Origin of the sequence: Microvirga lotononidis (assembly GCF_034627025.1) — a bacterium.
Taxonomy (GTDB): domain Bacteria; phylum Pseudomonadota; class Alphaproteobacteria; order Rhizobiales; family Beijerinckiaceae; genus Microvirga; species Microvirga lotononidis.
In genome coordinates this window covers 4,106,122-4,130,441 of record NZ_CP141048.1, presented here as the reverse complement: position 1 = coordinate 4,130,441, position 24,320 = coordinate 4,106,122, and the positions used below count along the sequence as shown (strand labels likewise).

Below are 24,320 nucleotides of genomic sequence, written 5' to 3'. Positions count from 1 at the left end.
ATCGTGCGGCCTTCCGGATCCGCACTCGACGATGCGCCGCGTAAAGGATCGAGCTCTCGATAGCTCCCAAAAGTGCATTCCACTTTTGGGTTCGATGCTCTAGCCGCTATATAACCATCTCCCTTCCCGTTGCCACCCATTTGAATGTCCCTGCGTCCCTCCATTCTCGATCCGCTCTTCGCCCCCGCCAACACCCTGCCCGGCGTGGGCCCGAAGATCGCTCCCTTGCTGGACCGTCTCCTCGGAGAGCCGGGCAAGCCGACGCGCGTCGCGGACCTGCTGTTCCACGTGCCGACCAGCGGCATCTCCCGCGAGATGAAGGGATCGGTCGCCGACGCGCCCGTGGGCGAGCCGGTGACCCTCTCCGTGACCGTCGTGGGGCACCGGCCGCCGCCGCCCGGCCGCCGTGCTCCATACCGGATCCTTGTGGAGGACGAGACCGGCGACGTGACGCTGGTCTTCTTCAACGGCCAGAAGGCGCGGCTCGAGAAGATCCTTCCGGTGGGCGAGCGGCGCTACGTCTCGGGAAAGATCGAGCTGTGGGACGGACGGCGCCAGATGGTCCACCCGGACCGGATTCTAGACGAGAAGGGCATCGCCGACCTTCCCGTCGTCGAGGCGGTCTACGGCCTGACCGAGGGTCTTTCGTCCCGGATGGTCGGCAAGTACATCGGGACTGCCCTGGACCGGGTTCCCCACCTGCCGGAATGGCAGGATCCCGCATGGCTCGACCGGAATGCCCTGCCGGATTTCCGTCAGGCGCTCTTCGCTTTGCACAAGCCGGACAACGCCTCCCAGCTCTCCGAGGAGGCCCTCGCAAAGTCCGCCCCGCGCCGGCGCCTCGCCTATGACGAGCTGCTGGCCTCGCAGCTGGCGCTCGCCCTCGTCAGGAGCCGCATGCGACGCCTGCCGGGCCGGGTGAATGCCGGGGACGGGCATCTGGTCGAGCGGCTGAAGGCCGCCCTGCCCTTCGGGCTGACCGGCTCCCAGGCCCAGGCCATCGTGGACATCCGCCACGACCTGACCTCCGACAAGAAGATGCTGCGCCTGCTCCAGGGCGACGTTGGTTCGGGCAAGACCGTGGTCGGGCTGCTCACCATGGCGAGCGCCATCGAGGCCGGGCGTCAGGCGGCCATGATGGCTCCGACCGAGATCCTCGCCCGTCAGCATTACGAGCGCCTCGCGCCCATGGCCGAACAGGCTGGCCTGACCATCGCGCTGCTCACCGGGCGGGAGAAAGGCGTCGCGCGCCGGACGATTCTCGCGGGCCTCGCCGACGGCAGCGTCCAGATCGCGGTCGGCACGCACGCCCTGTTTCAGGAGGGCGTCGCGTTCCAGGATCTCGGTGTCGCCGTGGTGGACGAGCAGCATCGCTTCGGCGTGCACCAGCGCCTCGCGCTCGGCTCCAAGGGCGAGGCGGTCGACATCCTCGTCATGACCGCCACCCCGATCCCCCGCACCCTGGCGCTCACCTATTTCGGCGACATGGACGTGTCGGTCCTGTCCGAGAAGCCGGCCGGCCGCAAGCCCATCGCCACGAAGCTCATCTCCATCGACCGGCTCGACGAGGTCGTCGGCGGCATCGGCCGCGCCATCGCCAACGGCGATCAGGTCTATTGGGTCTGCCCGCTCGTGGGCGAATCCGAATCCATCGATCTCGCGGCCGCCGAGGAGCGCTTCGAGATGCTCAAGAGCTTCTTCGGCGATCAGGTCGGCCTCGTCCACGGCAAGATGGCCGGCAAGGACAAGGACGCCGCCATGGAGCGCTTCTCCAGCGGCGAGACCAAGGTCCTCGTCTCCACCACGGTGATCGAGGTCGGCGTCGACGTGCCGAACGCGACCATCATGGTGATCGAGCACGCTGAGCGCTTCGGCCTCGCCCAGCTCCATCAGCTGCGCGGCCGCATCGGCCGAGGTTCGAAATCCTCCACCTGCCTCCTGGTCTACAAGGGCCCGCTGGGTCAGGTCGCCCAAGCGCGGCTCGAGATGATGCGCCAGACCGAGGACGGCTTCCGCATTGCCGAGGAGGATCTGCGCCTGCGCGGCGAAGGCGAGGTCCTGGGCACGCGCCAGTCCGGCACCCCCGGCTTCAAGCTCGCCCGTCTGGAGACGGACGGCGACCTCCTCGGCGCCGCCCGGGACGACGCTCGCCTGATTGTCGACCGTGACCCCGATCTCGTCAGCGAACGGGGACAGGCCCTGCGGGTGCTGCTCTACCTGTTCGAACGGGACTCGGCGATCCGGCTGCTGCGGGCGGGCTGATCGAGGCGCAGCGCCATGATGCAGCGTCGGGCCGGATCGTGCCCGGCCTCCGCCTCCTCGCGCAGCTTCCCGCGGTGTCCGGGTCGGGCCTCATCCGTATCGATCTCGACGAAGCCCAGCCGGGCATAGAACGGCCCGTTCCACGACAGGTCGCGGTAGGTCGTCAGCGTAACGGCAGCGAATCCCATCCGTCTGCCATGGCTTATGGCAGCTTCCACCAGACGGTTACCAATCCCCAGGCGCTGGTGCGACGCGGCAACCGACACCTCCGCGATGTAGAACGAACCATCCAGCGCATGGCCGGCGAGGAAGCCGACCGGCTCGTCGCGCTCGTCTGCCGCTACCCAGAGCGTTTCCTTACGGCACAAGGCGGCGAGGACGTCGGGATCCATCGTCTCCCCGTCGGCAAGCCACGCGAGGCCGACGTCCCGAAACACGGACGCGGCGGAGCGCTCGACGGGACCGAGGCGAGCCAGATCGTCCGGCCGCGCCAGGCGGATGGCAAAGTCTGAAGGGCTCACTCCACCGTCACGGATTTCGCGAGGTTGCGCGGCTGATCCACGTCCTTCCCCATGAAAACGGCCGTGTGATAGGCAAGCAGCTGGATCGGGACCGCGTTCACGATTGGCGCCACGATGGGGTGCACGGACGGCATGACGATGGTCGCCATGGTATCGAGACCGGCTTCCAGCGCCCCACGCTCATCCGTGATGAGGATGATGCGGCCGCCGCGCGCAGCCACTTCCTGCATGTTGGACACCGTCTTCTCGAAGATGTTGTCGTGCGGGGCGATCACGATCACGGGCATCGTCTCGTCGATGAGCGCGATGGGACCGTGCTTGAGTTCGCCGGCCGCGTAGCCTTCCGCGTGGATATAGGAGATTTCCTTGAGCTTCAGCGCCCCTTCCATGGCGAGCGGATAGGACGTGCCACGCCCGAGATAGAGCACATCCTTCGCCTTGGAGAGATCACGGGCTAGGATCTCGATCTGGTGCTCCCGCTTCATCGCCTCGGTCATCTGCCCGGGGACGGCCATGAGGGCGTCCACCAGCTCCTTCTCATCCTCGACGCTGAGGGTCCCCCGCGCCCGGCCGGCCGCGATGGCGAGGGACAGGAGCACGGTGAGCTGACAGGTGAAGGCCTTGGTCGAGGCGACGCCCACCTCGACGCCCGCGAGCGTCTGCGCAATGACATTGCTTTCCCGCGCCATGGTGGAGGTGGGCACGTTGACCACGGAGAGCGTATGCTGCTTCTCTGCAGTGGCGTAGCGAAGCGAAGCCAGCGTGTCCGCCGTTTCGCCCGACTGGGACACGAAGATCGACAGGCCGCCGGGCTCCAAGGGCGCTTCCCGGTAACGGAATTCGGACGCGACATCGATCTCGACCGGGATCCGAGCCAGGCGTTCGAACCAGTATTTAGAGATCAGCCCGGCGAGATAGGCCGTTCCGCAGGCGGAGATCGAGATCCGTTTCAGATCCTTGAAGTCGAAAGGCAATTCGACAGGAAGCTCAACGCGTTCCGCTGCGAAGTTGACGTAGTGAGCGAGGGTCCGGCCCACGACTTCGGCCTGCTCGTGAATCTCCTTGGCCATGAAGTGGCGGTAATTGCCCTTGTCAGCCAGGAAGGATCCAGCCGGGATCTTGTGACGGAGCCGGTGGACCGGCTTGCCGCTCTCGTCCCTGATATCGGCTCCTCGCCGGGTCAGGATGGCCCAGTCGCCGTCATCCAGATAAACAACCTCGTCCGTGAACGGCGCCAGAGCCAAGGCGTCGGAGCCCAGATACATCTCGCCCTCGCCGTAGCCGATGGCGAGGGGCGCGCCGTGGCGAGCGCCGATCAGGAGATCCTCCTCGCCCGAGAACAGGAAGCCCAGCGCAAAAGCACCGCGCAGACGCGGCAAGGTCACGGCAACGGCCTCGATGGGCAGGCGTCCCTGGCGGATCTCATAGGTGACGAGTTGCGCCACCACTTCGGTGTCGGTTTCCGTCTCGAATCGGACACCCTTCGCTTCCAGCCCCGTCTTCAGCTCCCGGAAGTTTTCGATGATGCCGTTATGGACGACAGCGAGCTTATCGGTTGCATGCGGATGGGCATTGGTTTCGTTGGGTTTCCCGTGCGTGGCCCAGCGCGTATGCCCGATGCCGATGACACCGGACAAGGGAGCCTGCGAAAGCTTGGTCTCCAGGTTGCGCAGCTTGCCTTCGGCTCGCCGGCGGTCGAGACGACCACCCTCCAGGGTCGCGACGCCGGCGGAATCGTAGCCCCGGTACTCCAGCCGCTTCAGAGCCTCAACGATCTGTGGCGCGACAGGGGTATTTCCGACAATTCCAACGATTCCGCACATGCCTTGAAACTTCCTCGATCTGATCCGACAGCCGCTAAGCTGCGAGCTTTCCTTACAGAGGCTCGGTCCTACAGCGGAATCAACTTGCGTAACCTATTGTGACAGGGAACCTTATTTCTTCTTGGCGGCTTGCGCTTTCTCCCTGAACTCGAGGGCCCAGCCTTCCTTTACAATCTGCCGGCCTCGGCCGAGACCCAAGGCGTTATCAGGGATATTGTCCGTAATAACCGATCCGGAACCGACGAACGCGCCCTTGCCGATGGTGACGGGAGCCACGAGCGACGAATTCGACCCGACGAAGGCCCCCTCGCCGACCTCCGTCCGGTACTTACCGAAACCGTCATAGTTGCAGGTGATCGTGCCCGCGCCGATATTCACCTCGGCTCCGATGCTGGCATCGCCCAGATAGGTCAGGTGGCTCACCTTGGCGCCGGCTCCGACTTCCGTGTTCTTGATCTCGACGAAATTGCCGACCTTCGCCTTGGGACCGATCGAGGCTCCGGGCCGCAGGCGGGCGAAGGGCCCGACGCCGGCCCCGGATGCGATCCGCGTCCCCTCGAGGTGACTGAAGCTGTGCACCACGGCACCTTCCTCGACCACCACGCCGGGGCCGAAGACCACGTGCGGTTCCACGACCACATCCTGTCCGAGCTGCGTGTCATAGCTGAAGAAAACCGTCTCCGGGGCGATGAGGGTCACACCCGACGCCATTGCCTCCTGGCGCAGACGTTCCTGGATGATCCGCTCGGCGGCGGCGATCTGCGCCCGGTCGTTGACCCCGTGCACCTCGTCCTCGGGCACGACGACGATGTCTGTCCGATGTCCGAGGGCGCGGGCGATCTCGACGATGTCCGTGAGATAGTACTCGCCCTTGGCGTTGTCGTTCCTCACGCGGTCGAGCAATGCGAGAGCCAGATCACCCCGGACGGCCATCAATCCGCCGTTGCAGAGCGTGATCTCCCGCTCGCTCTCGCTGGCGTCTTTATGCTCGCGGATGGCGAGAAGCTGGTCGCCCGCCGTGATGAAGCGGCCATAACCGTTAGGATCCTTCGCATAAAATCCCATGGCGACCACGCCGGCTCCCTGCGCCAGCGGGGCCCGGAGCTTGGCGAAGGTTTCGGCGAGAACGAGCGGCGTATCGCCGAAAGCGATGATGACGTCGTCGGCCCCCTGGTCGAGCGCCTCCCGGGCGCTCAGGACGGCATGGGCCGTGCCGAGCCGGTCCTTCTGAACGAAGATCCGTGCCTCGGGAAAGTTCTTCTGCACTTCCCTTGCCACATCGTCCCGATCCGGTCCGATGACAGCCGCCACGCTCGTGGCACCGGCCTTCGCCAGGGTGGCAAGCACATGCCCGACCATGGAGCGGTTGGCCACCTGATGAAGAACCTTGGGCTTCCCGGATTTCATCCGGGTCCCTTCGCCTGCGGCCAGAACGATGGCGAGGCAGCTCCGGGATGACGTTGGCTTGAGGGAGTCAGTCGAGGAGGTCATATAGTTTCAATCCGGTGACACTTTGGCGTCGAGCTTAGTCAGAAGGGGTATTTCGGCAATCTTTTCATAGTGAATGAGGCGGTTTCCACCACCGGCCTCGTTTACTTCATGCTCACGATTGACGATATGTATAGGGCATTCCAACTGTCTGGCTGAAGAGCCTCGTTCATACAAGAGTATTGCTGTGCCGGTTCCGCCAAGGGGCTCTTCCCCTTTCCATCTTCGCCGGCGCGACATGCTGGCCTATATCGGCGTCTCCGTCGCCGGGCTCGCATGTGCGCCAGTTGTCCGAGCCCAAACACCTCAAGCGACGATTTCGGCAAGGATGGGCGAGAATCAGCGGTTCGATCCGGCCGTTGTGATCGATATCGCGCGGCAGCTCTCCAAGAAGCCGTATGTGGCGGCCCCGAACGATCTGCCGGACGTGTTCGGCAACCTGAATCAGGAACAATACTCCACCATCCGCTACAACCAGCCGGCCATCTGGAGCACCGACAACCGGGGCATCTCCGTCGAGCCGCTCCATCGCGGTTTCGTCTTCAGGGATGCGGTGGATCTATACCTTGTGGAGGACGGGGCCGTCCGTCGGATCGCGTTCAGCCCGACCCAGTTCGACTACGGCCGCGTCAATCCACCGAACAATCTGCCGGATATCGGTTTTTCGGGGTTCAAGCTGATCGCGCAGCTCGGAAACGGCAAGCCCTTCGATTTCGCCTTCGTCCAGGGCGGGACCTTCTTCCGTGCCATCGCGCGTGGCCAGTCCTATGGCGCCATCGCCCGGGCATTGACCCTGCGGCCGGCCGAAGCGCGGGGCGAGGAATTTCCGGTGTTCCGCGCATTCTGGCTCGAACGCCCGGCTGTGGGGAGCAACGCCATCACCGTGCATGGCGTGCTCGATTCGGAATCGACGACCGGCGCGGTCCGCATGACATTCCGCCCCGGCGACATGACGATCGTCGACGTGGAGATGACCCTCTTCCCTCGCGTCAACTTGGAGCATGTGGGCCTCGGCGGCATCGCCTCGACCTACCTCTATGGGCCGAATGATCTTCTCAACTCGGACGACATTCGCCCCGCCGTCTACGAATCGTCGGGGCTTCAGATGCTGAACGGTTCGGGCGAGTGGCTCTGGCGGCCGTTGCATAATCCCGAAACTCTCCAGATCTCGGCGTTCGTCGACAGCTCCCCCCGTGGGTTCGGCCTGCTGCAGCGGGAAAGGTCCTATGAGGCCTTCCAGGACGACGACCAGAAATTCGAACGCAAGCCGAGCCTCTGGATCGAGCCCCTGGGCGATTGGGGCCAGGGCAGCGTTCAGCTGCTCGAGATTCCGACCGACTCGGAAATCAACGACAATATCCTGACCTATTGGCGTCCGAAGGCGCCCATGGCGGCCGGTTCTGAAGTCGCCATCGCGTACCGGCAATATTGGGGATGGAATGCGCCCGAACGGCCTCCCTTGGCCACCGTGTCGGCGACACGCTCGGGCCGGGGCAGCGGCGGCAGGAGACGCCGTTTCACGGTCGACTTTACGGGCGATGCTCTGGGTGACAATCTGCCGGCGGACCTAAAGTCGGTTCTGACCGTTGGCCCTGGAACGTTTCAGAACCTCAAACTTTTGCCATATCCGGAACGAAAGACAGTGCGCGTTGCGTTCGAGCTTGACCCGGGCAACGAAAACGCGTGTGAGATGCGCCTGATCCTTGAAGCAGGCGGGAAACCGATTAGCGAGACATGGCTTTATCGTTGGACACCGTAGGTCCCGACTCAAACCCGAATGTGGCCGCCCTTGGACGGCCCGCACCCTCTATGCCGCCGGAAAAGCACCTGGACATGCCGACCCAGTCGCTTCGCCGCTGGTCGGAGAGGGAGGAGCGCAGCCCGCTTCACCAGCATCCCAAGCTGGGGACTTGGCTCGCCCGCCTTTTCGTGTTCGGAGGCGGGCTGCTGCTGACGGCCTACGGTACATACGAGATGTACCAGGTCGTGTCGGTGAGCCGCACGACCGCGCTTCAGTGGGTCCTCGTCGCCCTGTTCACGGTGAACTTCTCGTGGATCGCGATCGCTTTCACCAGCGCCCTTCTGGGATTTCTCGCCCTGTTGCGGCGCCCTGGACACAGGGGCCCCCTGCCAGCTTCGCTGCAGCAGCGCACCGCGATCGTCATGCCCGTGTACAACGAGCAGACGGACCGGACCTATGCCGCGCTGGAGGCCATCTATGAATCGGTCGAGGCGACCGGGCTCGGCGAGCATTTCGATTATTTCATTCTCTCCGACACGACCAATCCGGATGCCTGGGTGGCGGAGGAGCGGGCGTTCCTCGCCCTAAGGGAGCGTCTCGGCCCCGGCGCGCGCTTCTATTACCGCCATCGCCAGAAGAACCATCACCGCAAGGCCGGCAACATTGCGGATTTCGTGTCCCGGTGGGGCGGGCATTACGAGCACATGCTCGTGCTCGATGCCGACAGCCTCATGACCGGCGAATGCATCGTGCGGTTGGCGGCCGCCATGGAAGCGGATCCCGATGCGGGCATCATCCAGTCGCTCCCGCTCATCATCAACCGCAACACGCTCTTCGCCCGGCTCCAGCAATATGCCGCCAGGGTGACCGGCCCCGTCATCGCCATGGGTCTCGCAGTCTGGATGGGCCGGGACGGCAATTACTGGGGTCACAACGCGATCATCCGCACGCGGGCGTTCGCGGCTCATGGCGGCCTGCCTGACCTGAGAGGCAAGCCCCCCTTCGGCGGTCACATCCTGAGCCACGACTTCGTCGAGGCGGCGCTGCTGCGCCGCGCGGGCTGGTCGGTCTACATGCTGGCGGACCTGCAGGGCTCCTACGAGGAGAGCCCGCCCTCGCTGATCGACCTGTCGGCGCGCGACAGGCGCTGGTGCCAGGGCAATCTCCAGCACATGCGGGTCATCACGGCCAAGGGCCTGAAGCTGCCGACGCGGCAGCATTTCGCCACGGGCATCATGTCCTATCTCGCGTCGCCGTTCTGGCTGTTCCAGCTGATCGTCGGTATCGCGCTCGTCCTGCAGACCACCTACATTCGGCCTGAGTATTTCGCCCGGGACTTCCGTCTCTACCCGATCTGGCCCCGGTTCGACCCGGAACGAGCCTTGGCGCTGTTCGCGCTGACCATGGGAATCCTGCTGGCGCCCAAGATTTTCGGTCTCCTGCTGATGCTTATCCGCGGCGGCGACCGGCGGGCCTCCGGAGGGGGAATCCGGCTCATCATCTCGTCCACGATCGAGATCATCCTCTCGGCGCTTCTGGCGCCGATCCTGATGCTCATCCAATCAGGGTCGGTCTTCCAGATTCTGCTGGGACGAGACACGGGCTGGCAGCCCCAGCGTCGTGACGATGGGTCCATTCCCTTCAGGGACATCGTCCGCCGCCACCGGGCTCATACGGTCCTCGGCGCCCTGGCGGGCATTTCGGCGTTCATGATCGCCACATCCCTGTTTCTGTGGATGTCCCCCACGATCATCGGTCTTCTGCTCGCGATTCCCCTTTCCTGGCTCAGCGGCCAGCTCGGTGCCGGACTCGCGCTGAAGCGGCTGGGGCTGCTGCGCACCCCCGAAGAGCATCAGCCTCCGGCCATTGCGATGCGGGCAAACGAGCTCCAGGCGCGCAATGCCGCTTTCGGCTTCGACGATGCCGACAGCATCCGGGCGATCTATGAGGATGCCAACCTGCGGGAGCGGCACCTTGAGATGCTACCGCCTGCCCTGCCCCGCAAGCGCGGCATCATCGAAACCGAACGAGCCTTGGCGGAGGCGAAACTGGACGATGCCGAAACGATCGACGACGCGGTCAGCTGGCTCCACAACAAGGAACGGATGGTCGTTCTCCACGACCGGGCGCTGATCGATATGCTCGTCCATCTGAAGGCCAAGTCCGCAGAGGCCCAGGCGGCGGAGTAACCTTCCTTCCGAACCGGGGCGTCATGTCCCGGTTTTGGTTTTTGCCCTGCAATCCGCGGCCTCGCTATCGCCCGCCACCTCGCTCAGCACCCAATCCCTGAACGCTTCGACCTTGGCCGAACGTCTCCGGGCTTTCGGATAGACGAGCCAATAGCTGCGGTCGGTCGTGGCCAGGAGATCGAACGGCTTTACCAGCCGCCCGGAGGCCAAGTCCTCAGGGAAGAAAAAGGGATTGATGAGCGCAACGCCCTGGCCGGCGATCGCTGCCATGCCCTCGAGCTGCTGCACCCCCAGTGAATTGTCGGGGCGCCCTGAGAGGTCGATGTTCCTCTCTCCTGCGGCGGCGAACCAGTCCTGCCACCAGGGATCGCCCGGCGAGATGAGTGGAAGTTTGAGAATGTCGACGGGCTCCCGGATCTCCACGTCTCGCAGGAGATCGGGGCTGCAGACGGGGATGAACTGGTTCGGAAACAGGACATGCGTTTCGAGGCCCGGCCACTCTCCAGTGCCGCTCCTGATCCCGATATCGAACTCGCTGCGAGCAAGCTCCACCATCTCCGTCGAGACTGAAATCTGGACGGCGATGTTCGGCTGGAGCTGCCGGAAGCGCCCCAAGCGCGGCACGAGCCAGTTCGATGCGAAGGTCGACAGGGTCGTGAGCGAAAGAACGGTCTGAACCGCGTCCTCGACGCCTGAGAACGCATTCCGCAAGGCCTCGAACGCTTCCGTAACCGCCGGTGCGAGCTGGCGGCCCTTCGTCGTCAGCGTCACCTGTCGAGGCAAGCGGTTGAACAGCGGTGCTCCGACGCGATCCTCCAGGATCTTGATCTGGTAGCTGACCGCAGCCTGCGTCATGCCGAGCTCCTCGGCTGCACGGGTGAAGCTCTGATGGCGGGCCGCCGCCTCGAAGACTCGGACGGCGCTCATCGGCGGAAGTTTGGATGGCGGTTTAGGCATGATGATCCATAAGGCTACCTTATGCCAGCCCATTGGCATTTGCTTTGTCAAGCTCTCGCGACAGGCGCATCCTCATCTTCATCACCAGAGGCGCTGAAGCCCTGGCAAACCCTCACGGTAGGCTGTCATGAAATACGAAGATGCGAGCCGCCTTCACGGCGTCGAGAGCGCTTGGCTGCGCCTGAAGCTCTTGTTCCGCCCCGGTTTCCGGAAGACGCCGCCCGTCATCCGGGATCTGGGCGCCTTGACCGACCACGAACGGCGCGACATCGGCCTTCCGGAGCCCGTGCGCTACATGGATTGGCGCGCCCTGACGGAGAAGATGTAACACCTCGATCAGGACGTGAGACGACTGGGCTTGAGCTCCCCGCTCTGTTCGAGGAGCGAATGCCCGGTCGATGCGATATGCGCCTCGATGCGCTTGAGATCGCGCACGATGTCGAGCTGGAGTGCACTGGTATCGCCCACCGCTCGCCCGGACCGCAGCTGATCGAGATGCTTCTGGGCAACCGCGCGTTCGAGATCGCGGAAACGCTCCTTCTCGGAGACGAGCCTGCGGGCGGACCCCAGGTCCTGAAACATAAGAACGGATGCTGCGAGCTGCAGATGCTCCAGAAGCTTCGCATGCATGCTCGTGATGTCTTCCAGGCTGTCCTTTGGCAGGCGCAGATGGTTCTTGATGCGCTTGGCCGCCAGTTCCATCAGGTTCTTGTCGATGATGTCACCCACATGTTCCAGATTGATGGCGAAGGCGAGAATGTCCGATAGGCGTTTCGCCTCTGCGTCGCTCAGGGTCTCGTGGTTGATTGAACTCAGATAGCGGCGGATTGCGCTGAACAACCTGTCGAGCACGTCATCCGTGCGGCTCACCTGATCGACGCGGCTGATGTCGTCCTCCCGGAACAGATCCTGGGAACTCCGCAGCATGGCCTCGACGGTATCGACCATGCGCAGGACCTCGCGGGCGGCGTTGGAGAGAGCGACGGATGGAGTATCGAGCGCATCCTTGTCGAGATACTGGGGCGTGCCCGGATCGGACGCGCGGAGCTTCTCCGGAAAGAGTTTGAGCAGCAGCCCGGCGATCCAGGGGAGCGGCAGGATGAAGATAGCCGCCACCACGAGGTTGAACAGCGTGTGGAAATTTGCCGCCAGACGCTCCGGATGCGGGTCGAACACCGACATGGCGGACAGGATCGGATCGATCAGCGGGAAGGTCACGAGGCAGCCGATCACCCGCATGGCGAAGTTGCCGAACGGCACGCGCAGTTTGACGGGGTCGCCTCCGGTGCCCTCCAGCAGGGGATTGAGGGAGCTGCCGAGATTGGCGCCCAGTACCATCACTAGGGCCGAATGGGCGTCGATAACGCCAGCGCCTGCGAGCGACATGATGAACAGCAAGGCGGCGACGCTGGAATGGGCGAGCCATGCGAAGAGCGCGGAGAGAAGCACCAGGATCAGCGGGTCGGGCGCAATGACGGCGAGAAGATCCTTGATGACTTTCGACGACTCGATCGGCCTTATGGTTTCGCTGAGCAGATGAAGCGACAGCAACATCAGTCCGAGGCCGATGGTCACGCGGCCGAGATCCTTGATCCGGCTCGTCCGGCCGCGGCGATAGGCGACGAAACCGCCGAAGATCAGCGCCGGAAAGATCAGCGACACGTCGAAGGAAAGCACCTGCACGATGAGCGTCGTGCCGACATTCGCGCCGAGCATCACGGCCAGGGCCGGGATGATGTCGACGGCACCGCCCGCCGTGAAGGACGCCACCATCAAGGCGGTCGCCGTGCTGCTCTGGAGGACCGTCGTCACGCCGAGACCGGCGAGAAACGCCTGCAGACGCGTCCTGAGCGCCATGCCGAGTATCCAGCGCAGATCGCTGCCGAACGCGCGCTGAACCCCGCTATTGACCATGTTGATGCCCCAGAGAAGCAGGGCAATCTCACCGAAGAGGTTGATCAGGACGGAGGTTGCAGACATTCAATCCTCTGGATTCGCGGAATACGGCGCAATCTCCTTGCTTACTCACCAAAGGCCGCGGCGGCAATAAGGTTGCCGGCTAATAATGGTCATGTGTTGGATTAATATTTGGAAAATCGCTCGGACAGAGGCCGCTCTTGAGCTTGTCCTAAGGGAATTCAGTCCGCGAAATGACCGTCAAGGGGTCCTCGCGATGAGCTCTGCCAAGCCGATTTTTCCTTGCGTGGTTGCAAGAACAGCAAAGGTTTTCGCCAGGATCAATTTGGCTACTCCGAACGCATGTGCCCATCCACTAAAGGTCGACTGCTATTTTCTGCATATAATCGTTACGCATTGAATGTCCTAAAAAGCTAAGTTCCAGGGTGGCGGGCATTGATGGACGGGATCTCACTGGTTGCTGTGCGAGGGCGTGAGATGGGTTTGGACGATCCATTTCCAATTGAGAAATGCTCCGGACGCGTCCGGGGAGCGATCCTGGCCGAGTTCAAAGGACGGTGCCCCACCATCCGCGAGGTCGCCAGCATCTCGGATGCTCAGTGGCTGACCGTCCCCAATATCGGTCCGACGACATTGGAGGAATTGCGGAGCATGGCGCATTCCGCCCCCAATGGAGAGGAGCAACCGAGCATTACGGGAATGCCGGACGGAGAGTTGCTCTCGCGGGTCAGCCGGCTGCAGCGCGAGTTGAACATCATCGTCGGAGAAATTCGGGCACGCTTGAGCGGCAGAGGCTCTAAGAACAATCCCTCGCGCTGAGTGCTCTCAATCAGGTGAGATCGCGAAGGAAAGGACGGCCCGCGTCCCCAGATATCCCTGGTCGAACTGGATGGCGGATTGCAGGTTGGACGCCATCGCCCTCACGATCTTCGTGCCCAGGCCACTCCCCTGCACCACCCCGGTGCCTTTCCATCCGATCCCGTCATCTTCGACGACAAGGACCGCATGGCCATTGTCGGACGACAGGGAGACCCGGATATCGCCGGCCTTTCCGGCCGGATAGGCATATTTGAAGGCATTCGTGACGAGTTCCGTCACGATGACGCCCACGGAGACGGCCTTGTCGGTCGGGATCGAAACCGGCTGAGCCTGCAACGTGATCGTGTGTTCCCGCCCGGCTGCGCGCATCGCGCCTTCGAGCTCCTCGACGAGCCCTTCGAGATAGGTATCCATCTCGACGAAGCGCACGTCGTTGGAAGTGTAAAGGCGCCGGTGGATCTGCGAGATGGCCGTGATCCGGCTCTGCGTTTCGGTCAGGGTATCTCTTGCAACAGTATCGCTTCCGAGCGCCCGCTGCTGCATGGCGACGAGAGATGCGACCAGCTGCAAACTGTTGGCGACGCGATGATTGACTTCGCGCAGCAGCATCTCGGCCCGCTCGCGGGCTTCCCGCATCTCCCTTTCGGCGGCTTCCTTTTCCTGACGGAGTCTTTCGGCGGCCAGCGCCTGCTCGGCAGCCGTTCGGAGGAGATCGAGGAAGACCCCGCCGACATCCTTGATCACGTAATCGGCAGCTCCCGCCTTGAGGGCGGCGACCGCGATCCTTCCCTCATCGGCTCCGGTCACGTAGACCACCGGCGGCGGGTCGGAAAGGGTCCGGATCTCGTTGAGAACCTCGAGGCCCTCCTTGCCGGGCATGAAGTGGTCGAGAGCGACTACGTCGAAGCGTTCGGCGGCAAGCTGATTCAAGCCCTCGTCGCCGCTGAGGGCATGCCTGACGTGAAAGCCGTGGCGTGAGAGAGACCGCTGGACCAGGCGGCCCAGCCCATAATCGTCATCGATGTAGAGAAGCCGGATCGGAGCGGTTTCGGCAGCGCCCTGGCTCATAGGGTTTCGGGCACCTGGATTACTGACAGGAAGAGCCCTAGCTGACGAATGGCCTGTGAGAACGACTCGTATTCAACCGGCTTGGTGATGTAGACATTCGCGCCGAGATCGTAACAACGCTGCACTTCGCGCTGGTCGTCGGTCGTCGTGAGCACCACGACCGGGGCACGCCTCAACTTCTCGTCGCCTTTCAGCTTGGCGAGAATGTCGACACCGTTCATGTCCGGCAGATTGAGGTCGAGCAGAACCAGAAACGGGCCCGCATTGCGAACATCATCGCTGAACAGGTGCTCCAGGGCAGCCGTTCCGCTGGCAAAAGTCCGCAGCTCGTTGCAGACGCCGGCCCGGCGGATGTTCTTCTCAATCAGGCGAGCATGACCCTCGTCGTCCTCGACCATGATGATGGTGACAGGATTTTGCTGAGGCATCAGGCGGCTTCCGAACTCATACTGATATGGCTTGGCAAGGCGACCGTGAAGATCGAGCCTTCCTCCGGTCGGGACGATACCGAGATCGTACCGCCGAGCCTTCGCACGAGAGCGCGCACATGTGCAAGTCCGATTCCCTCACCCGGCTGATCCTGAACGCCTGAACGGCGGAAGAGATCGAAGATCCGTTCGAAATCCTTGGGATCGATCCCGCGCCCGTTGTCCTCTACCTCGTAGACGACGCTGCTCCCGAGATCGCGTCCCCGAACGACGATCCTTCCAGAGCGGGAAGGGTGAAGGTACTTGATGGCATTGTCGATCAGGTTTCCGAAGATCTGCTCGATGGCCAGACGATCGCTGGTGAGATCGGGCACGGGCTCGACCACGAGTTCCGTGCCCCGCTCGAGCAGCTGATGCGCGACGCTTCGACGCTGCGCGTCGAACATTTGGGCCATGGAGATCGGTTCAGGGGCTAGGACCCGCCGTCCCTCACGGGAGAGCTTCAGGATCGCCCCGATCAGCTTGTCCATTTTCGCGGTCGAGGATCGGATGAACCCGATGGCTTCCGGCAGATCCGCTTCGATGGCCGCGCGAGCCTCCGGCGAGAGCAGCCCGGGATCGGATTGCCGAATATTCCTATAGAGCCGCTCGATTTCCGCCTGGGCTCCTTCGAGTTCGCTGGTGAAGCCCATGATGTTGACGAGCGGAGCTCTCAGATCGTGGCTGACGATGTAGGCGAAGCGCTGGATCTCCTCGTTCGCCGCATCGAGCTCCGTGACCCGTTCGGCCAGGACCGATGCCAGCCTGCTGGTCTCTTCCTCGGTGCGGAGAGCCCGCTCCCGGCTCTCGCGAAGCGCGTCCTGAGCCTGTTTGAAATCATGGATGTCGGTGCAGGTTCCGAACCAGCGTTTGATCCGGCCCTCTTCGTCACGAACCGGCTGCGCCCGGCCGAGAACCCACCGGTACGCGCCGGAGCGATGCCGCAGCCGATACTCGATGTGGTAGGGCGCGCCCGTCTCCAGGCACTTGCGCCAGACCGACCAGGCACGCTCCTGATCATCGGGGTGGAACATGCCATTCCAGGCTTCGCCGTCGGTTGAACCGTCCGGAACGCCCGTGTATTCGTACCAGCGCTGATTATAGTAGTCGTGGAAGCCGTCGGGCTGCGTTGCCCAGATCATCTGATCGATTGAGTCGGCGATGGCCCGGAACCGCTCCTCGCTTTCCCGGAGAGCCTGCTCGGTGCGTTTCTGCTCCGTGACGTCGTGTCCCTGAACGAAGATGCCGGACACATGTCCATTGGGATCGAAAATCGGCTGGTACACGAAATCCAGAAAGCGCTCGTCCTGAACGTCTTCGTCGCCCTGCTCCAGGAGGATGCGGATGCTCCGGCCCACGAACGGCTGGCCGTTGTGATAAACGCGGTCGAGAAGCCCAATGAAACCTTGTTCAACCACCTCGGGCAACGCTTCTCGGACAGGCTTTCCGACAATGTTCTCGCGACCGATCAGCTGGAGATAGGCCGTGTTGGCCATGGTGAAAACGTGATCCGGCCCGCTCAGGGCGGCCATGAACCCGGGAGCCTGCTGGAACAGCCCCCGCAGGCGCTGCTGCTCCGCGTTCAGCACGTCGTTGGCCTGCTGCACCGCCTGAGCCCGGCGGAACATATCCGTCTCGATCAGGGCCGACGGCCCCGACGACAGGACCGTGCTCTTCGCCAAGTTCCTCAGCCGATGAAGCTCCGTCACGTCGACCGTGTGCTGGAGGATGAACGCTATCTCGCCGGCCTCATTGAACAGCGGCGTATGGGTTGCGCTCCAAAAGCGCTCCTCGAAGCCCTGGTTATCCGGCAAGGGAATGGCATACTCGATCAACGGGATATAGTCGGCGGACTTCTCGCGGATGACCTTGTCGAAGGAGCCGCGCAATTGCCGGTGGCTCGGAGAGTCCGGATCGCTCGGAAACGCATCGAACATGTTGCGCCCGATCAGCTCTTCCCGCTGGCGCATGGTCGCTCTGAGATAGGCGTCGTTCATCCCGATGATGGTGAGGGAAAGGTCTACCAGCACGTAGGGGTTGGGTGAGGCACTGAAAAGCGCTTCAAAGTTGATCGTCGTCAATCGCAATGCTGCTGGTCGGTACCAGCCCCCTCGTTGATGCCGGAAAGAGCTGGTCCGAATCTAGGCTGCTCTCTGCCAAGTACCATAGGGCCAGCCGATTCCCCCGGTCACTGTGACCGATGCGACACGCGATGTGCGCATGGCCATTTAGGCCGAAGCGCCCTGGACGTCCCTCTCAGACGTCGTAGTCGATCCGCACCCGGTCCGCAGCCTGCCGGGCGCGCTCGCGGGCCTCCTCGACCGTGCGGCCGGAGGCCAGTGCGACACCCATGCGGCGGTGTTTCCGCGTCGTGGGCTTTCCGAAGATGCGCACCTCCACGTCCGTCTCCGCCGAACCGAGTGCGAGAGCGTCCCGCAGCCCTTCGATCCTGAACCGCTCGGCCTCGCGGTCGGCCAGGATTACCGCGGAGGCCGTGGGGCCGTGCAGCCGGACCGGGGGGATCGGAAGGCCGAGGACGGCCCGGGCATGGAGATCGAATTCCGACAGGTTCTGGGACAGAAGCGTCACCAGTCCCGTGTCGTGCGGGCGTGGCGAGAGTTCGGAGAAGATCACCTCGTCGCGGGTGACGAAGAACTCGACCCCGAAGATTCCATACCCGCCGAGATTGTCGACGACCTTCCGCGCCATGTCCTTGGCATCGGCGAGCAGCTTCTCGGTCATGGGGGTCGGCTGCCAGGATTCCTGGTAATCTCCCCGCTCCTGACGGTGTCCGATGGGTTCGCAGAACGAGACGCCCTCACGGGAGCGGATCGTCAGGAGCGTGATCTCGTATTCGAAGGCGATGAACTCCTCGACGATCACCTTCTTCCGGTCCCCGCGCATATTCGCCACGGCGTCGTTCCAGGCCTGCTCCAGCTGGTCGGCCGTGCGTATGGTGCTCTGGCCCTTGCCGGACGAGGACATGACGGGCTTGATCACGCAGGGCAGGCCCGTGTGCTCGGCCCCTTCCCTGACCTCCTCCAGGCTCTCCGCATAACGGTACTTGGACGTGCGCAGGCCGAGTTCGGTCGCGGCGAGCTCCCGGATCCGGTCGCGGTTCATGGTCAGCGACGCCGCCCGGGCGGAAGGAACGACCGTGAATCCCTTGTCCTCGAAATCCTGCAGCACTTCCGTGCGGATGGCCTCGATCTCCGGAACGATGAAATCGGGCCGGTGCTTTTCGATGGAGCGTTTGAGGGCATCCGCATCGAGCATGGAGAAGACCTCTGCCTCGTCCGCGACCTGCATGGCGGGCGCACCGGGATAGCTGTCGCAGGCCACCACATGGCAGCCATAGCGCTTGGCCGAGATCACGAACTCCTTGCCGAGTTCGCCCGATCCGAGGAGGAGAATCTTGGCTGTGAACACGGGAATGCCTTTCCTTCAGGGGCGGGCCACGACGCCCGGTTGGCAACTTTCCAGGCTCATGTTCCAGATAGGAGCCGAAGAGCCATTGCTTAAGATCATCAATGGCTGACCGGCGCCGCGGGGTCGAGTCCCGCCGCCGTCGAACCGACGATCCATGGACCTTATTCACATCGGATGAGCGGATTCCTCGGCCCACGTCCAAATGCTCGGTCGAGATCGTTCTCGGTGGGCAATTTCGCGTTACGGGATGGATCAAGTAGCCCTCGCGTCGCGTTCAGCATCATGGACAGAGCGTCGGACTCGCTTGCACTGAATGCAGCCCTGCCGTCTCAATCGCGCATTACGCAATCGGAAGTTCGATGGGTTAAGGGGTCTGCCCAGGAGAAGCCCAATGCTAGCAAAGAAGAAATCGTCCGAAAGCCGGAACCGGCGCGTAACCCGTGTGGAGCCACCGGTTCTCGAGGAGGCGATCGTCGCGGCGCAGGGCTTGACGGATGATATCGACAGCCAGGTCGAAATTGCCGCGCAGCTCATGGGCCTTCCCGAGGAGGAGGTGCGCCCCGTGGTGCTGAAGTCCGCGCCCCTGCCCCGCCGGTCCGAGCGCGCTCCAGAGCGTCTGCTGATGCCCGAGCGGCCTGAAGGACCGAAGGTCGTGGTGGTCGAGCGCAAGCGCCCGCGCCTCGTCATGCCGAGATAATTCCCTTATCCTCCTCATCCCATCTGGGCGCGTCTGTCCGTCTTATCGCATCCTCACCGCCGCCTTGCGGGATTGTTGGAACATGGTCAAGGGTATCCTCCTCGCATTTCTCGCGTTTGCCGTCTTCGCCTGGGGTGACGCGGTGGTGAAGGAGATCGGCCACGGTCTCGATCCCTTCGAAGTGACATTCTTCGGATATCTCATTCCCTTCCTCCTCTCGCCGGTCTTCATGAAGCCCGGCGACAAGCTCCTCGACCTCGTGCGGTGGAACAGGCCCTGGCTCATGGGCCTCAGAGTATTCCTGATCGCTATCACGACGCCGCTCAGTGTCATGGCCTTCCGGAGCCTGCCCTTCGCCGAGGCTTTCGCTCTCCTGTTCCTGATGCCGAGCCTCGTGACGATCCTGTCGATCTTCCTCCTGAAGGAACATGTCAGGTGGCGCCGCGGCCTCGCGGTCTGCGCCGCTTTCATCGGCGTCCTGATCATCGTGCGCCCCGGGTTCAAGGAGTTCCTGCCCGGCCACATGGCTGCGCTCGCGGGCGCCTTGTGTGCAGCCGGCGGCGTCATTACGGGCCGGATGATCGGCCACACGGAGAAGCGCTTCACCCTGATCGGCACCGTCTTCCTGGCGACGACCGTCATCGCCGGCATCATGATGGTCCCGGGCTTCGCTTGGCCGACGACCCATCAATGGGTTCTGCTGCTCGCCTTCGCGGCAACCGCCTTCGTCGCCCAGGCCCTATTCATCATCGCGACGCAGTACGCTCCGGCCGACCGCCTCGGAGCGGCCCAGTACAGCCAGATTCTCTGGGCCCTGGTCATCGGTGCATTGTTCTTCGACGAATGGCCGGATGCTATGGCGCTGGTTGGGATCTTCATCGTCGTGGCCGCCGGCCTGTTCATCTTCGCGCGGGAGCAGACTCTCAAGCGCGAACAGCCGCCCGGTACGCTCCCGGCGGAGGCCGGCCCGCCCGAGAGCGTAGCCGCTCCTCTGTCGCGTTCGTGAACCCGAGAGTGCGACTTCTGCGCCTACTTTCGTTTCCCCGACCCCGGGCTGCCCTATCTTCGCCTTCATGGGGCTCTGTGATCGCTAGAACGGTGAGCCGGAGCCAGGAATCGGCAGGATGGCTCGTTTGGCAGGCGCATATATCAACCGCATCGGCACTGCCGTGCCGCAGCACGATGTCCATCAGACCTTCATCGGCTTTGTCGACCAGTTCCTGCCGGAGCGGAAAGACAAGCTGATCTTCAGGCGGATGGTCCAGCGTTCCGGGATCGAACACCGCTACTCCACGCTGACCCCAAGCGAAAACCTGGAGATCTCGGCCGATCAGAACGGCTTCTTCCAGCCGGGCCGGTTCGCCGGGACGGGCGCTCGCATGAAGCGCTTCGAGACCCATGCCGTCGACCTCGCGCAGCAGGCCATCGAGGCTCTCGACCTGAACGAGGACCTCGCATCGGCCACCCACTTGGTCGTCGCCTCCTGCACCGGGTTTACGGCGCCGGGCCTCGACCAGCAGATCATGGAGAGGCTGGGTCTCGATCCATCCATCGAACGGACCATGGTCGGCTTTATGGGCTGCGCCGCCGCCGTCAACGCGCTGAAGGTCGCCCATCACATCGTCCGGTCGGAACCCAGCGCCAAGGTTCTGGTCGTCAACCTGGAGCTCTGCACGCTCCACCTTCAGGAGACCCCCGACATCGAAGTGATCCTCAGTGCACTGCTTTTCGGCGACGGATGCGCGGCCAGTCTCATCTCGGCCGAGCCGAAGGGCATCGCACTCAAGGATTTCCGCGTCGCGACGATTCCGGAGACTCGGGATCTCATCACCTGGCGTATCGGCGATGCCGGTTTCGAGATGAGCCTGTCCGGCGAGGTCCCCGGCCAAATCGCCAGGGCTCTTCGCCACGAGGCCACCCGCAACGACGAGAGCGGGATCCTGCGCGGCCAGCACAAGGACGATTTCGATCTCTGGGCCGTTCATGCGGGCGGGAGAACGATTCTCGATGCGGTCGAACAGGGGCTCGACCTCGCCCCTGACGCTTTGAACTGGTCCCGCGGCGTGCTGCGGGATTTCGGCAACATGTCGTCCGCCACGCTGATGTTCGTGCTTCACCGGATGATGCAGGACGCTCCCCGAAAATCGAACGGCTTCGGAATGGCCTTTGGACCGGGGCTCGTGGCCGAGACATTCCGCTTCACCCTTGCCGAATAGAGGCTCCCATGAGCCGGAGTTTTGCCGAGCGAAGCCCAGAGACGGAGTGGATGGACACCGAGTCCGTCAGCCTGGAGGATTACCGCGCCTGCCTGAAGGACCTGGCCACGGTCAATGTCGTGACCATGACTCATGGTCCTGTCCTGAAATGGCTCGATCATGCGACCCGCGATCTGGATCCCCATGAGCGCGTGACGGTTCTCGACGTCGGATACGGCTACGGCGATCTGCTGCGGCGGATCCATGATTGGAGCCGCCGCCGGAACCGGCCCGTCGACCTGATCGGCGTCGATCTCAATCCGATGAGCGAACCGATCGCCCGCGCCGCGACCCCGCCCGGTGTTTCCATAGATTTCAGGACGGGCAACGTCTTCGATTTCAAGCCCGAGCGCCCCATCGACTTCATCATCTGCTCGCAGACGACGCATCACATGACGAATGCCGAGCTGGCAGGCTTTGTCCAATGGATGGACAGGGTCGCGACCCGCGGCTGGTTCATCGCGGACCTTTATCGTCACCCTGTCCCCTTCCACTTCTTTCGGGCGCTTTCCTGGGCGGCGCGCTGGCACCGCTTCGTCCGGCACGATGGCCCGATCTCGATTGCCCGCAGCTTCCGCCGGAAGGATTGGGAGGCGATCCTGGCTTCGGCCGGTCTCGAACCTGGAGCGGCCCGGATCCGGTGGTACCCGTCCTTCCGCCTCTGCGTGAGCCGGTTGAAATGAGCCGAGGACGCGAGGAGGTCGTTATTGTCGGAGGCGGCCTCGCCGGCGCGTCGGCCGCAAGCACCCTCGCCGACGCGGGCCGTCCCGTCCTGGTGATCGAGCGCGATGCCGAAGCAAGGCACAAGGTCTGCGGCGAGTTCCTGAGCATCGAGGCCCAAACCTATCTATCCCATCTCGGCATCGACCTCGATGCCGTTGGAGCAAGCCGAATCTCGCGCCTGCGGCTCGTCCGGAAACTTAAGCTTATCGAAGTCGAACTTCCCTTCGTCGCAAGAGGATTGTCCCGCAGGGTTCTGGACGAGGCTCTGCTGCGGGAGGCGGAGGCACGTGGGGCCCGGATCCTCAGAGGTCGGGCCGTGAGGTCCATTTCCACCGATCATTCAGGGGTCGCCATCGATATGGGACCGGGCGATTCCATCGCGGCGGGCAGCGTCCTCCTGGCAAGCGGCAAGCATGACGTCAGAGGGGTAAAGCGGACATCGTCCGGCGCCATGAACGACCTCATCGGTTTCAAGCTGCATTATCGCATGGCGCGGAATGAGCGGCAGGACCTCGACGGGGCCGTCGAAGTGATCCTGTTCCGCGGCGGATATGCCGGGCTGCAGATGGTCGAGCAGGATATCGCCAATCTCTGCCTCGTCGTTTCCCGACAGCGCTTCGAACAGGTCGGGAAAAACTGGGACGACCTTCTCTCCTCCATCACCGACGAATGTCCGCATCTCGGCGAACGCCTGCAATGCGCTCGAGCCCTCTTCGAGCGCCCCCTGTCGATCTTCCAAATTCCCTATGGCTTCCTTCACGGGCCTGATCGAGACGAACCGCAAGGTCTGTTCCGGCTCGGCGACCAGGTCGGCGTCATTCCGTCCTTTACCGGTGAGGGCATGTCGATTGCGCTGCACAGCGGATGCCTCGCTGCATCGATCTACCTCGATCATGGCCAGGCCGCTTCGATCTTCCACCACCGGGTCCGGTCCGATATCGGCCGTTCGATCCGGCTGGCCTCGACACTGAATAGCGCCGTGCGGCACGCGGCCGGGCAGCAGGCGATCTTTCGGCTCTCGCGACTCTGGCCCGGTGCCATGCGGCATGTCGCGGCGCTGACCCGTGTGCAGGAAGCCTCCATGCACAACGTGCTTTTTGCGTCATGATCCACTCAAGGGAAATCCTGTCGCCTGCTTCCGTCGCAGATCATTACGATGAGCTCGATCCGTTCTACCGCGAGGTTTGGGGCGAGCATGTCCATCACGGACTCTGGACGACCGGACGGGAAAAGCCGGCTCAGGCGGTCGAAGCGTTGATCGCCCGCCTGGCCGAGACGCTGGCACCCGAACCCGGACAGCACATCTGCGACATCGGTTGCGGCTATGGCGCGACGGCGGAATGGCTGGCCGGGCATTACGGCGTTCACGTCACCGGCATCACCCTCTCGTTGGCGCAGTTCCGGCAGGCGGAGACGCGCGCAGCCCGATCGCCCCTGCTCCGCTTCATGCGACAGGACTGGCTCGCCAACACGTTTCCCGACTGCACCTTCGACCATGCGTTCGCCATCGAGAGTTCCGAGCACATGCCCGACAAGCAGCTTTTCTTCGATGAGGCCTACCGGACCCTTCGACCGGGCGGCCGGCTTGCCGTCTATGCCTGGCTCGCTCGGGAAAAGGCCAAGCCGTGGGAAGAACGCTTTCTCCTCGAGCCGATTTGCCGCGAAGGCCGCTTGGCTGGGATGGGAACGATTGCAGAGTATCGCGCCTGGGCTGGCAATGCCGGGTTCGAGGTCGATCATATTGAAGATCTCAGCGCAAAGGTGAAGCGGACTTGGGCTCTCTGCACCGGGCGCGTGGCGGGGAAGCTCATCACCCAGGCCCATTATCGGCGTTACCTGCTCGATGCCCGCTCCAGAAACCGGATCTTCGCCTTGAGCCTTCCCCGCATCTGGCTGGCCTATACGACAGGATCGATGAACTATGGTCTCCTGACGGCCCACAAGCCCATGGCCCGAGCGTGACC

General features: G+C 63.4%; 20 protein-coding genes. 11 read left to right on the top strand and 9 right to left on the bottom strand.

Annotated features, from left to right (window positions below):
* The first annotated feature begins 144 nt into the window (after window positions 1-144).
* Window positions 145-2,262 (top strand): ATP-dependent DNA helicase RecG, encoded by a 2,118-nt coding sequence (gene recG / locus U0023_RS19555; protein WP_009491630.1) that lies wholly within the window; start codon window positions 145-147, stop codon window positions 2,260-2,262.
* On the opposite strand, the gene U0023_RS19550 is transcribed toward recG, so the two are convergent.
* The 3 genes from U0023_RS19550 to glmU all read right to left on the bottom strand — a co-directional run bounded on the left by U0023_RS19550 (window position 2,214) and on the right by glmU (window position 6,097).
* The gene (locus U0023_RS19550) at window positions 2,214-2,783 is read right to left on the bottom strand and encodes a GNAT family N-acetyltransferase (protein ID WP_009491629.1); all 570 of its coding nucleotides are present in this window, start codon (window positions 2,781-2,783) and stop codon (window positions 2,214-2,216) included. The two genes, recG and U0023_RS19550, sit on opposite strands and share 49 nt — an antisense overlap.
* Window positions 2,780-4,606 (bottom strand): glutamine--fructose-6-phosphate transaminase (isomerizing), encoded by a 1,827-nt coding sequence (glmS, locus tag U0023_RS19545; RefSeq protein ID WP_009491628.1) that lies wholly within the window; start codon window positions 4,604-4,606, stop codon window positions 2,780-2,782. The genes U0023_RS19550 and glmS overlap by 4 nt, the downstream gene beginning before the upstream one ends.
* A 111-nt stretch (window positions 4,607-4,717) precedes the next feature.
* Window positions 4,718-6,097 (bottom strand): bifunctional UDP-N-acetylglucosamine diphosphorylase/glucosamine-1-phosphate N-acetyltransferase GlmU, encoded by a 1,380-nt coding sequence (glmU, locus tag U0023_RS19540; RefSeq protein WP_009491627.1) that lies wholly within the window; start codon window positions 6,095-6,097, stop codon window positions 4,718-4,720.
* Between the two features lie 325 nt (window positions 6,098-6,422).
* Between glmU and U0023_RS19535 the strand changes: the two genes are divergently transcribed.
* Window positions 6,423-7,853, top strand: a complete 1,431-nt coding sequence (locus tag U0023_RS19535) for a glucan biosynthesis protein (RefSeq protein ID WP_009491626.1) — start codon at window positions 6,423-6,425, stop codon at window positions 7,851-7,853.
* A complete protein-coding gene (gene mdoH, locus U0023_RS19530; RefSeq protein WP_009491625.1) occupies window positions 7,829-10,024 on the top strand; it encodes a glucans biosynthesis glucosyltransferase MdoH in 2,196 nt (731 codons plus the stop codon). The genes U0023_RS19535 and mdoH overlap by 25 nt, the downstream gene beginning before the upstream one ends.
* Before the next feature lie 21 nt (window positions 10,025-10,045).
* Here the strand turns inward: mdoH and gcvA are convergent, their stop codons facing one another.
* Window positions 10,046-10,981 carry a transcriptional regulator GcvA gene (gcvA, locus tag U0023_RS19525; protein WP_009491624.1) on the bottom strand — a complete coding sequence of 312 codons (936 nt, stop codon included), beginning with the start codon at window positions 10,979-10,981 and terminating at the stop codon, window positions 10,046-10,048.
* A 127-nt stretch (window positions 10,982-11,108) separates the two neighbouring features.
* Between gcvA and U0023_RS19520 the strand changes: the two genes are divergently transcribed.
* Window positions 11,109-11,309: a hypothetical protein gene (locus tag U0023_RS19520; RefSeq protein ID WP_009491623.1), complete on the top strand. Its 201-nt coding sequence runs from the start codon at window positions 11,109-11,111 to the stop codon at window positions 11,307-11,309.
* An 8-nt stretch (window positions 11,310-11,317) separates the two neighbouring features.
* On the opposite strand, the gene U0023_RS19515 is transcribed toward U0023_RS19520, so the two are convergent.
* The gene (locus U0023_RS19515; protein ID WP_009491622.1) at window positions 11,318-12,961 is read right to left on the bottom strand and encodes a Na/Pi cotransporter family protein; all 1,644 of its coding nucleotides are present in this window, start codon (window positions 12,959-12,961) and stop codon (window positions 11,318-11,320) included.
* A gap of 420 nt (window positions 12,962-13,381) precedes the next feature.
* Between U0023_RS19515 and U0023_RS19510 the strand changes: the two genes are divergently transcribed.
* Window positions 13,382-13,717 (top strand): hypothetical protein, encoded by a 336-nt coding sequence (locus U0023_RS19510; RefSeq protein ID WP_154661041.1) that lies wholly within the window; start codon window positions 13,382-13,384, stop codon window positions 13,715-13,717.
* A 6-nt stretch (window positions 13,718-13,723) separates the two neighbouring features.
* Here the strand turns inward: U0023_RS19510 and U0023_RS19505 are convergent, their stop codons facing one another.
* The 4 genes from U0023_RS19505 to purT form a co-directional block, all read right to left on the bottom strand.
* Window positions 13,724-14,785 (bottom strand): sensor histidine kinase, encoded by a 1,062-nt coding sequence (locus U0023_RS19505; protein ID WP_009491620.1) that lies wholly within the window; start codon window positions 14,783-14,785, stop codon window positions 13,724-13,726.
* Window positions 14,782-15,213 carry a response regulator gene (locus U0023_RS19500; RefSeq protein ID WP_009491614.1) on the bottom strand — a complete coding sequence of 144 codons (432 nt, stop codon included), beginning with the start codon at window positions 15,211-15,213 and terminating at the stop codon, window positions 14,782-14,784. The genes U0023_RS19505 and U0023_RS19500 overlap by 4 nt, the downstream gene beginning before the upstream one ends.
* Window positions 15,213-17,333 (bottom strand): PAS domain-containing protein, encoded by a 2,121-nt coding sequence (locus U0023_RS19495; RefSeq protein WP_009491612.1) that lies wholly within the window; start codon window positions 17,331-17,333, stop codon window positions 15,213-15,215. Before U0023_RS19495 ends, U0023_RS19500 begins: the two co-directional genes overlap by 1 nt.
* 175 nt (window positions 17,334-17,508) lie before the next feature.
* The gene (gene purT, locus U0023_RS19490; protein WP_009491611.1) at window positions 17,509-18,681 is read right to left on the bottom strand and encodes a formate-dependent phosphoribosylglycinamide formyltransferase; all 1,173 of its coding nucleotides are present in this window, start codon (window positions 18,679-18,681) and stop codon (window positions 17,509-17,511) included.
* A gap of 391 nt (window positions 18,682-19,072) precedes the next feature.
* On the opposite strand from purT, the gene U0023_RS19485 reads away from it, so the two are divergent.
* From U0023_RS19485 to U0023_RS19460, 6 genes are all read left to right on the top strand, one after another.
* Window positions 19,073-19,378, top strand: coding sequence for a hypothetical protein (locus U0023_RS19485; protein ID WP_009491610.1), 306 nt, complete (start codon window positions 19,073-19,075; stop codon window positions 19,376-19,378).
* 82 nt (window positions 19,379-19,460) lie between these two features.
* Window positions 19,461-20,384 carry a DMT family transporter gene (locus tag U0023_RS19480; RefSeq protein ID WP_009491609.1) on the top strand — a complete coding sequence of 308 codons (924 nt, stop codon included), beginning with the start codon at window positions 19,461-19,463 and terminating at the stop codon, window positions 20,382-20,384.
* Window positions 20,385-20,502: 118 nt separating this feature from the next.
* The gene (locus U0023_RS19475) at window positions 20,503-21,594 is read left to right on the top strand and encodes a type III polyketide synthase (RefSeq protein ID WP_009491608.1); all 1,092 of its coding nucleotides are present in this window, start codon (window positions 20,503-20,505) and stop codon (window positions 21,592-21,594) included.
* A 50-nt stretch (window positions 21,595-21,644) separates the two neighbouring features.
* Window positions 21,645-22,316, top strand: coding sequence for a methyltransferase domain-containing protein (locus U0023_RS19470; RefSeq protein WP_195904181.1), 672 nt, complete (start codon window positions 21,645-21,647; stop codon window positions 22,314-22,316).
* Window positions 22,313-23,464, top strand: coding sequence for an NAD(P)/FAD-dependent oxidoreductase (locus U0023_RS19465; RefSeq protein ID WP_009491605.1), 1,152 nt, complete (start codon window positions 22,313-22,315; stop codon window positions 23,462-23,464). Before U0023_RS19470 ends, U0023_RS19465 begins: the two co-directional genes overlap by 4 nt.
* Window positions 23,461-24,318, top strand: a complete 858-nt coding sequence (locus U0023_RS19460) for a class I SAM-dependent methyltransferase (protein ID WP_009491603.1) — start codon at window positions 23,461-23,463, stop codon at window positions 24,316-24,318. Before U0023_RS19465 ends, U0023_RS19460 begins: the two co-directional genes overlap by 4 nt.
* Window positions 24,319-24,320: the final 2 nt, after the last annotated feature.

Coding starts and splice junctions, on each gene's coding strand:
- recG (WP_009491630.1), top strand. CDS start 145: ATGTCCCTGCGTCCCTCCATTCTCGATCCGCTCTTCGCCCCCGCCAAC.
- glmS (WP_009491628.1), bottom strand. CDS start 4,606: ATGTGCGGAATCGTTGGAATTGTCGGAAATACCCCTGTCGCGCCACAG.
- glmU (WP_009491627.1), bottom strand. CDS start 6,097: ATGACCTCCTCGACTGACTCCCTCAAGCCAACGTCATCCCGGAGCTGC.
- U0023_RS19535 (WP_009491626.1), top strand. CDS start 6,423: ATGGGCGAGAATCAGCGGTTCGATCCGGCCGTTGTGATCGATATCGCG.
- mdoH (WP_009491625.1), top strand. CDS start 7,829: ATGGCTTTATCGTTGGACACCGTAGGTCCCGACTCAAACCCGAATGTG.
- gcvA (WP_009491624.1), bottom strand. CDS start 10,981: ATGCCTAAACCGCCATCCAAACTTCCGCCGATGAGCGCCGTCCGAGTC.
- U0023_RS19520 (WP_009491623.1), top strand. CDS start 11,109: ATGAAATACGAAGATGCGAGCCGCCTTCACGGCGTCGAGAGCGCTTGG.
- U0023_RS19515 (WP_009491622.1), bottom strand. CDS start 12,961: ATGTCTGCAACCTCCGTCCTGATCAACCTCTTCGGTGAGATTGCCCTG.
- U0023_RS19505 (WP_009491620.1), bottom strand. CDS start 14,785: ATGAGCCAGGGCGCTGCCGAAACCGCTCCGATCCGGCTTCTCTACATC.
- U0023_RS19500 (WP_009491614.1), bottom strand. CDS start 15,213: ATGCCTCAGCAAAATCCTGTCACCATCATCATGGTCGAGGACGACGAG.
- U0023_RS19485 (WP_009491610.1), top strand. CDS start 19,073: ATGCTAGCAAAGAAGAAATCGTCCGAAAGCCGGAACCGGCGCGTAACC.
- U0023_RS19480 (WP_009491609.1), top strand. CDS start 19,461: ATGGTCAAGGGTATCCTCCTCGCATTTCTCGCGTTTGCCGTCTTCGCC.
- U0023_RS19475 (WP_009491608.1), top strand. CDS start 20,503: ATGGCTCGTTTGGCAGGCGCATATATCAACCGCATCGGCACTGCCGTG.
- U0023_RS19470 (WP_195904181.1), top strand. CDS start 21,645: ATGGACACCGAGTCCGTCAGCCTGGAGGATTACCGCGCCTGCCTGAAG.
- U0023_RS19465 (WP_009491605.1), top strand. CDS start 22,313: ATGAGCCGAGGACGCGAGGAGGTCGTTATTGTCGGAGGCGGCCTCGCC.
- U0023_RS19460 (WP_009491603.1), top strand. CDS start 23,461: ATGATCCACTCAAGGGAAATCCTGTCGCCTGCTTCCGTCGCAGATCAT.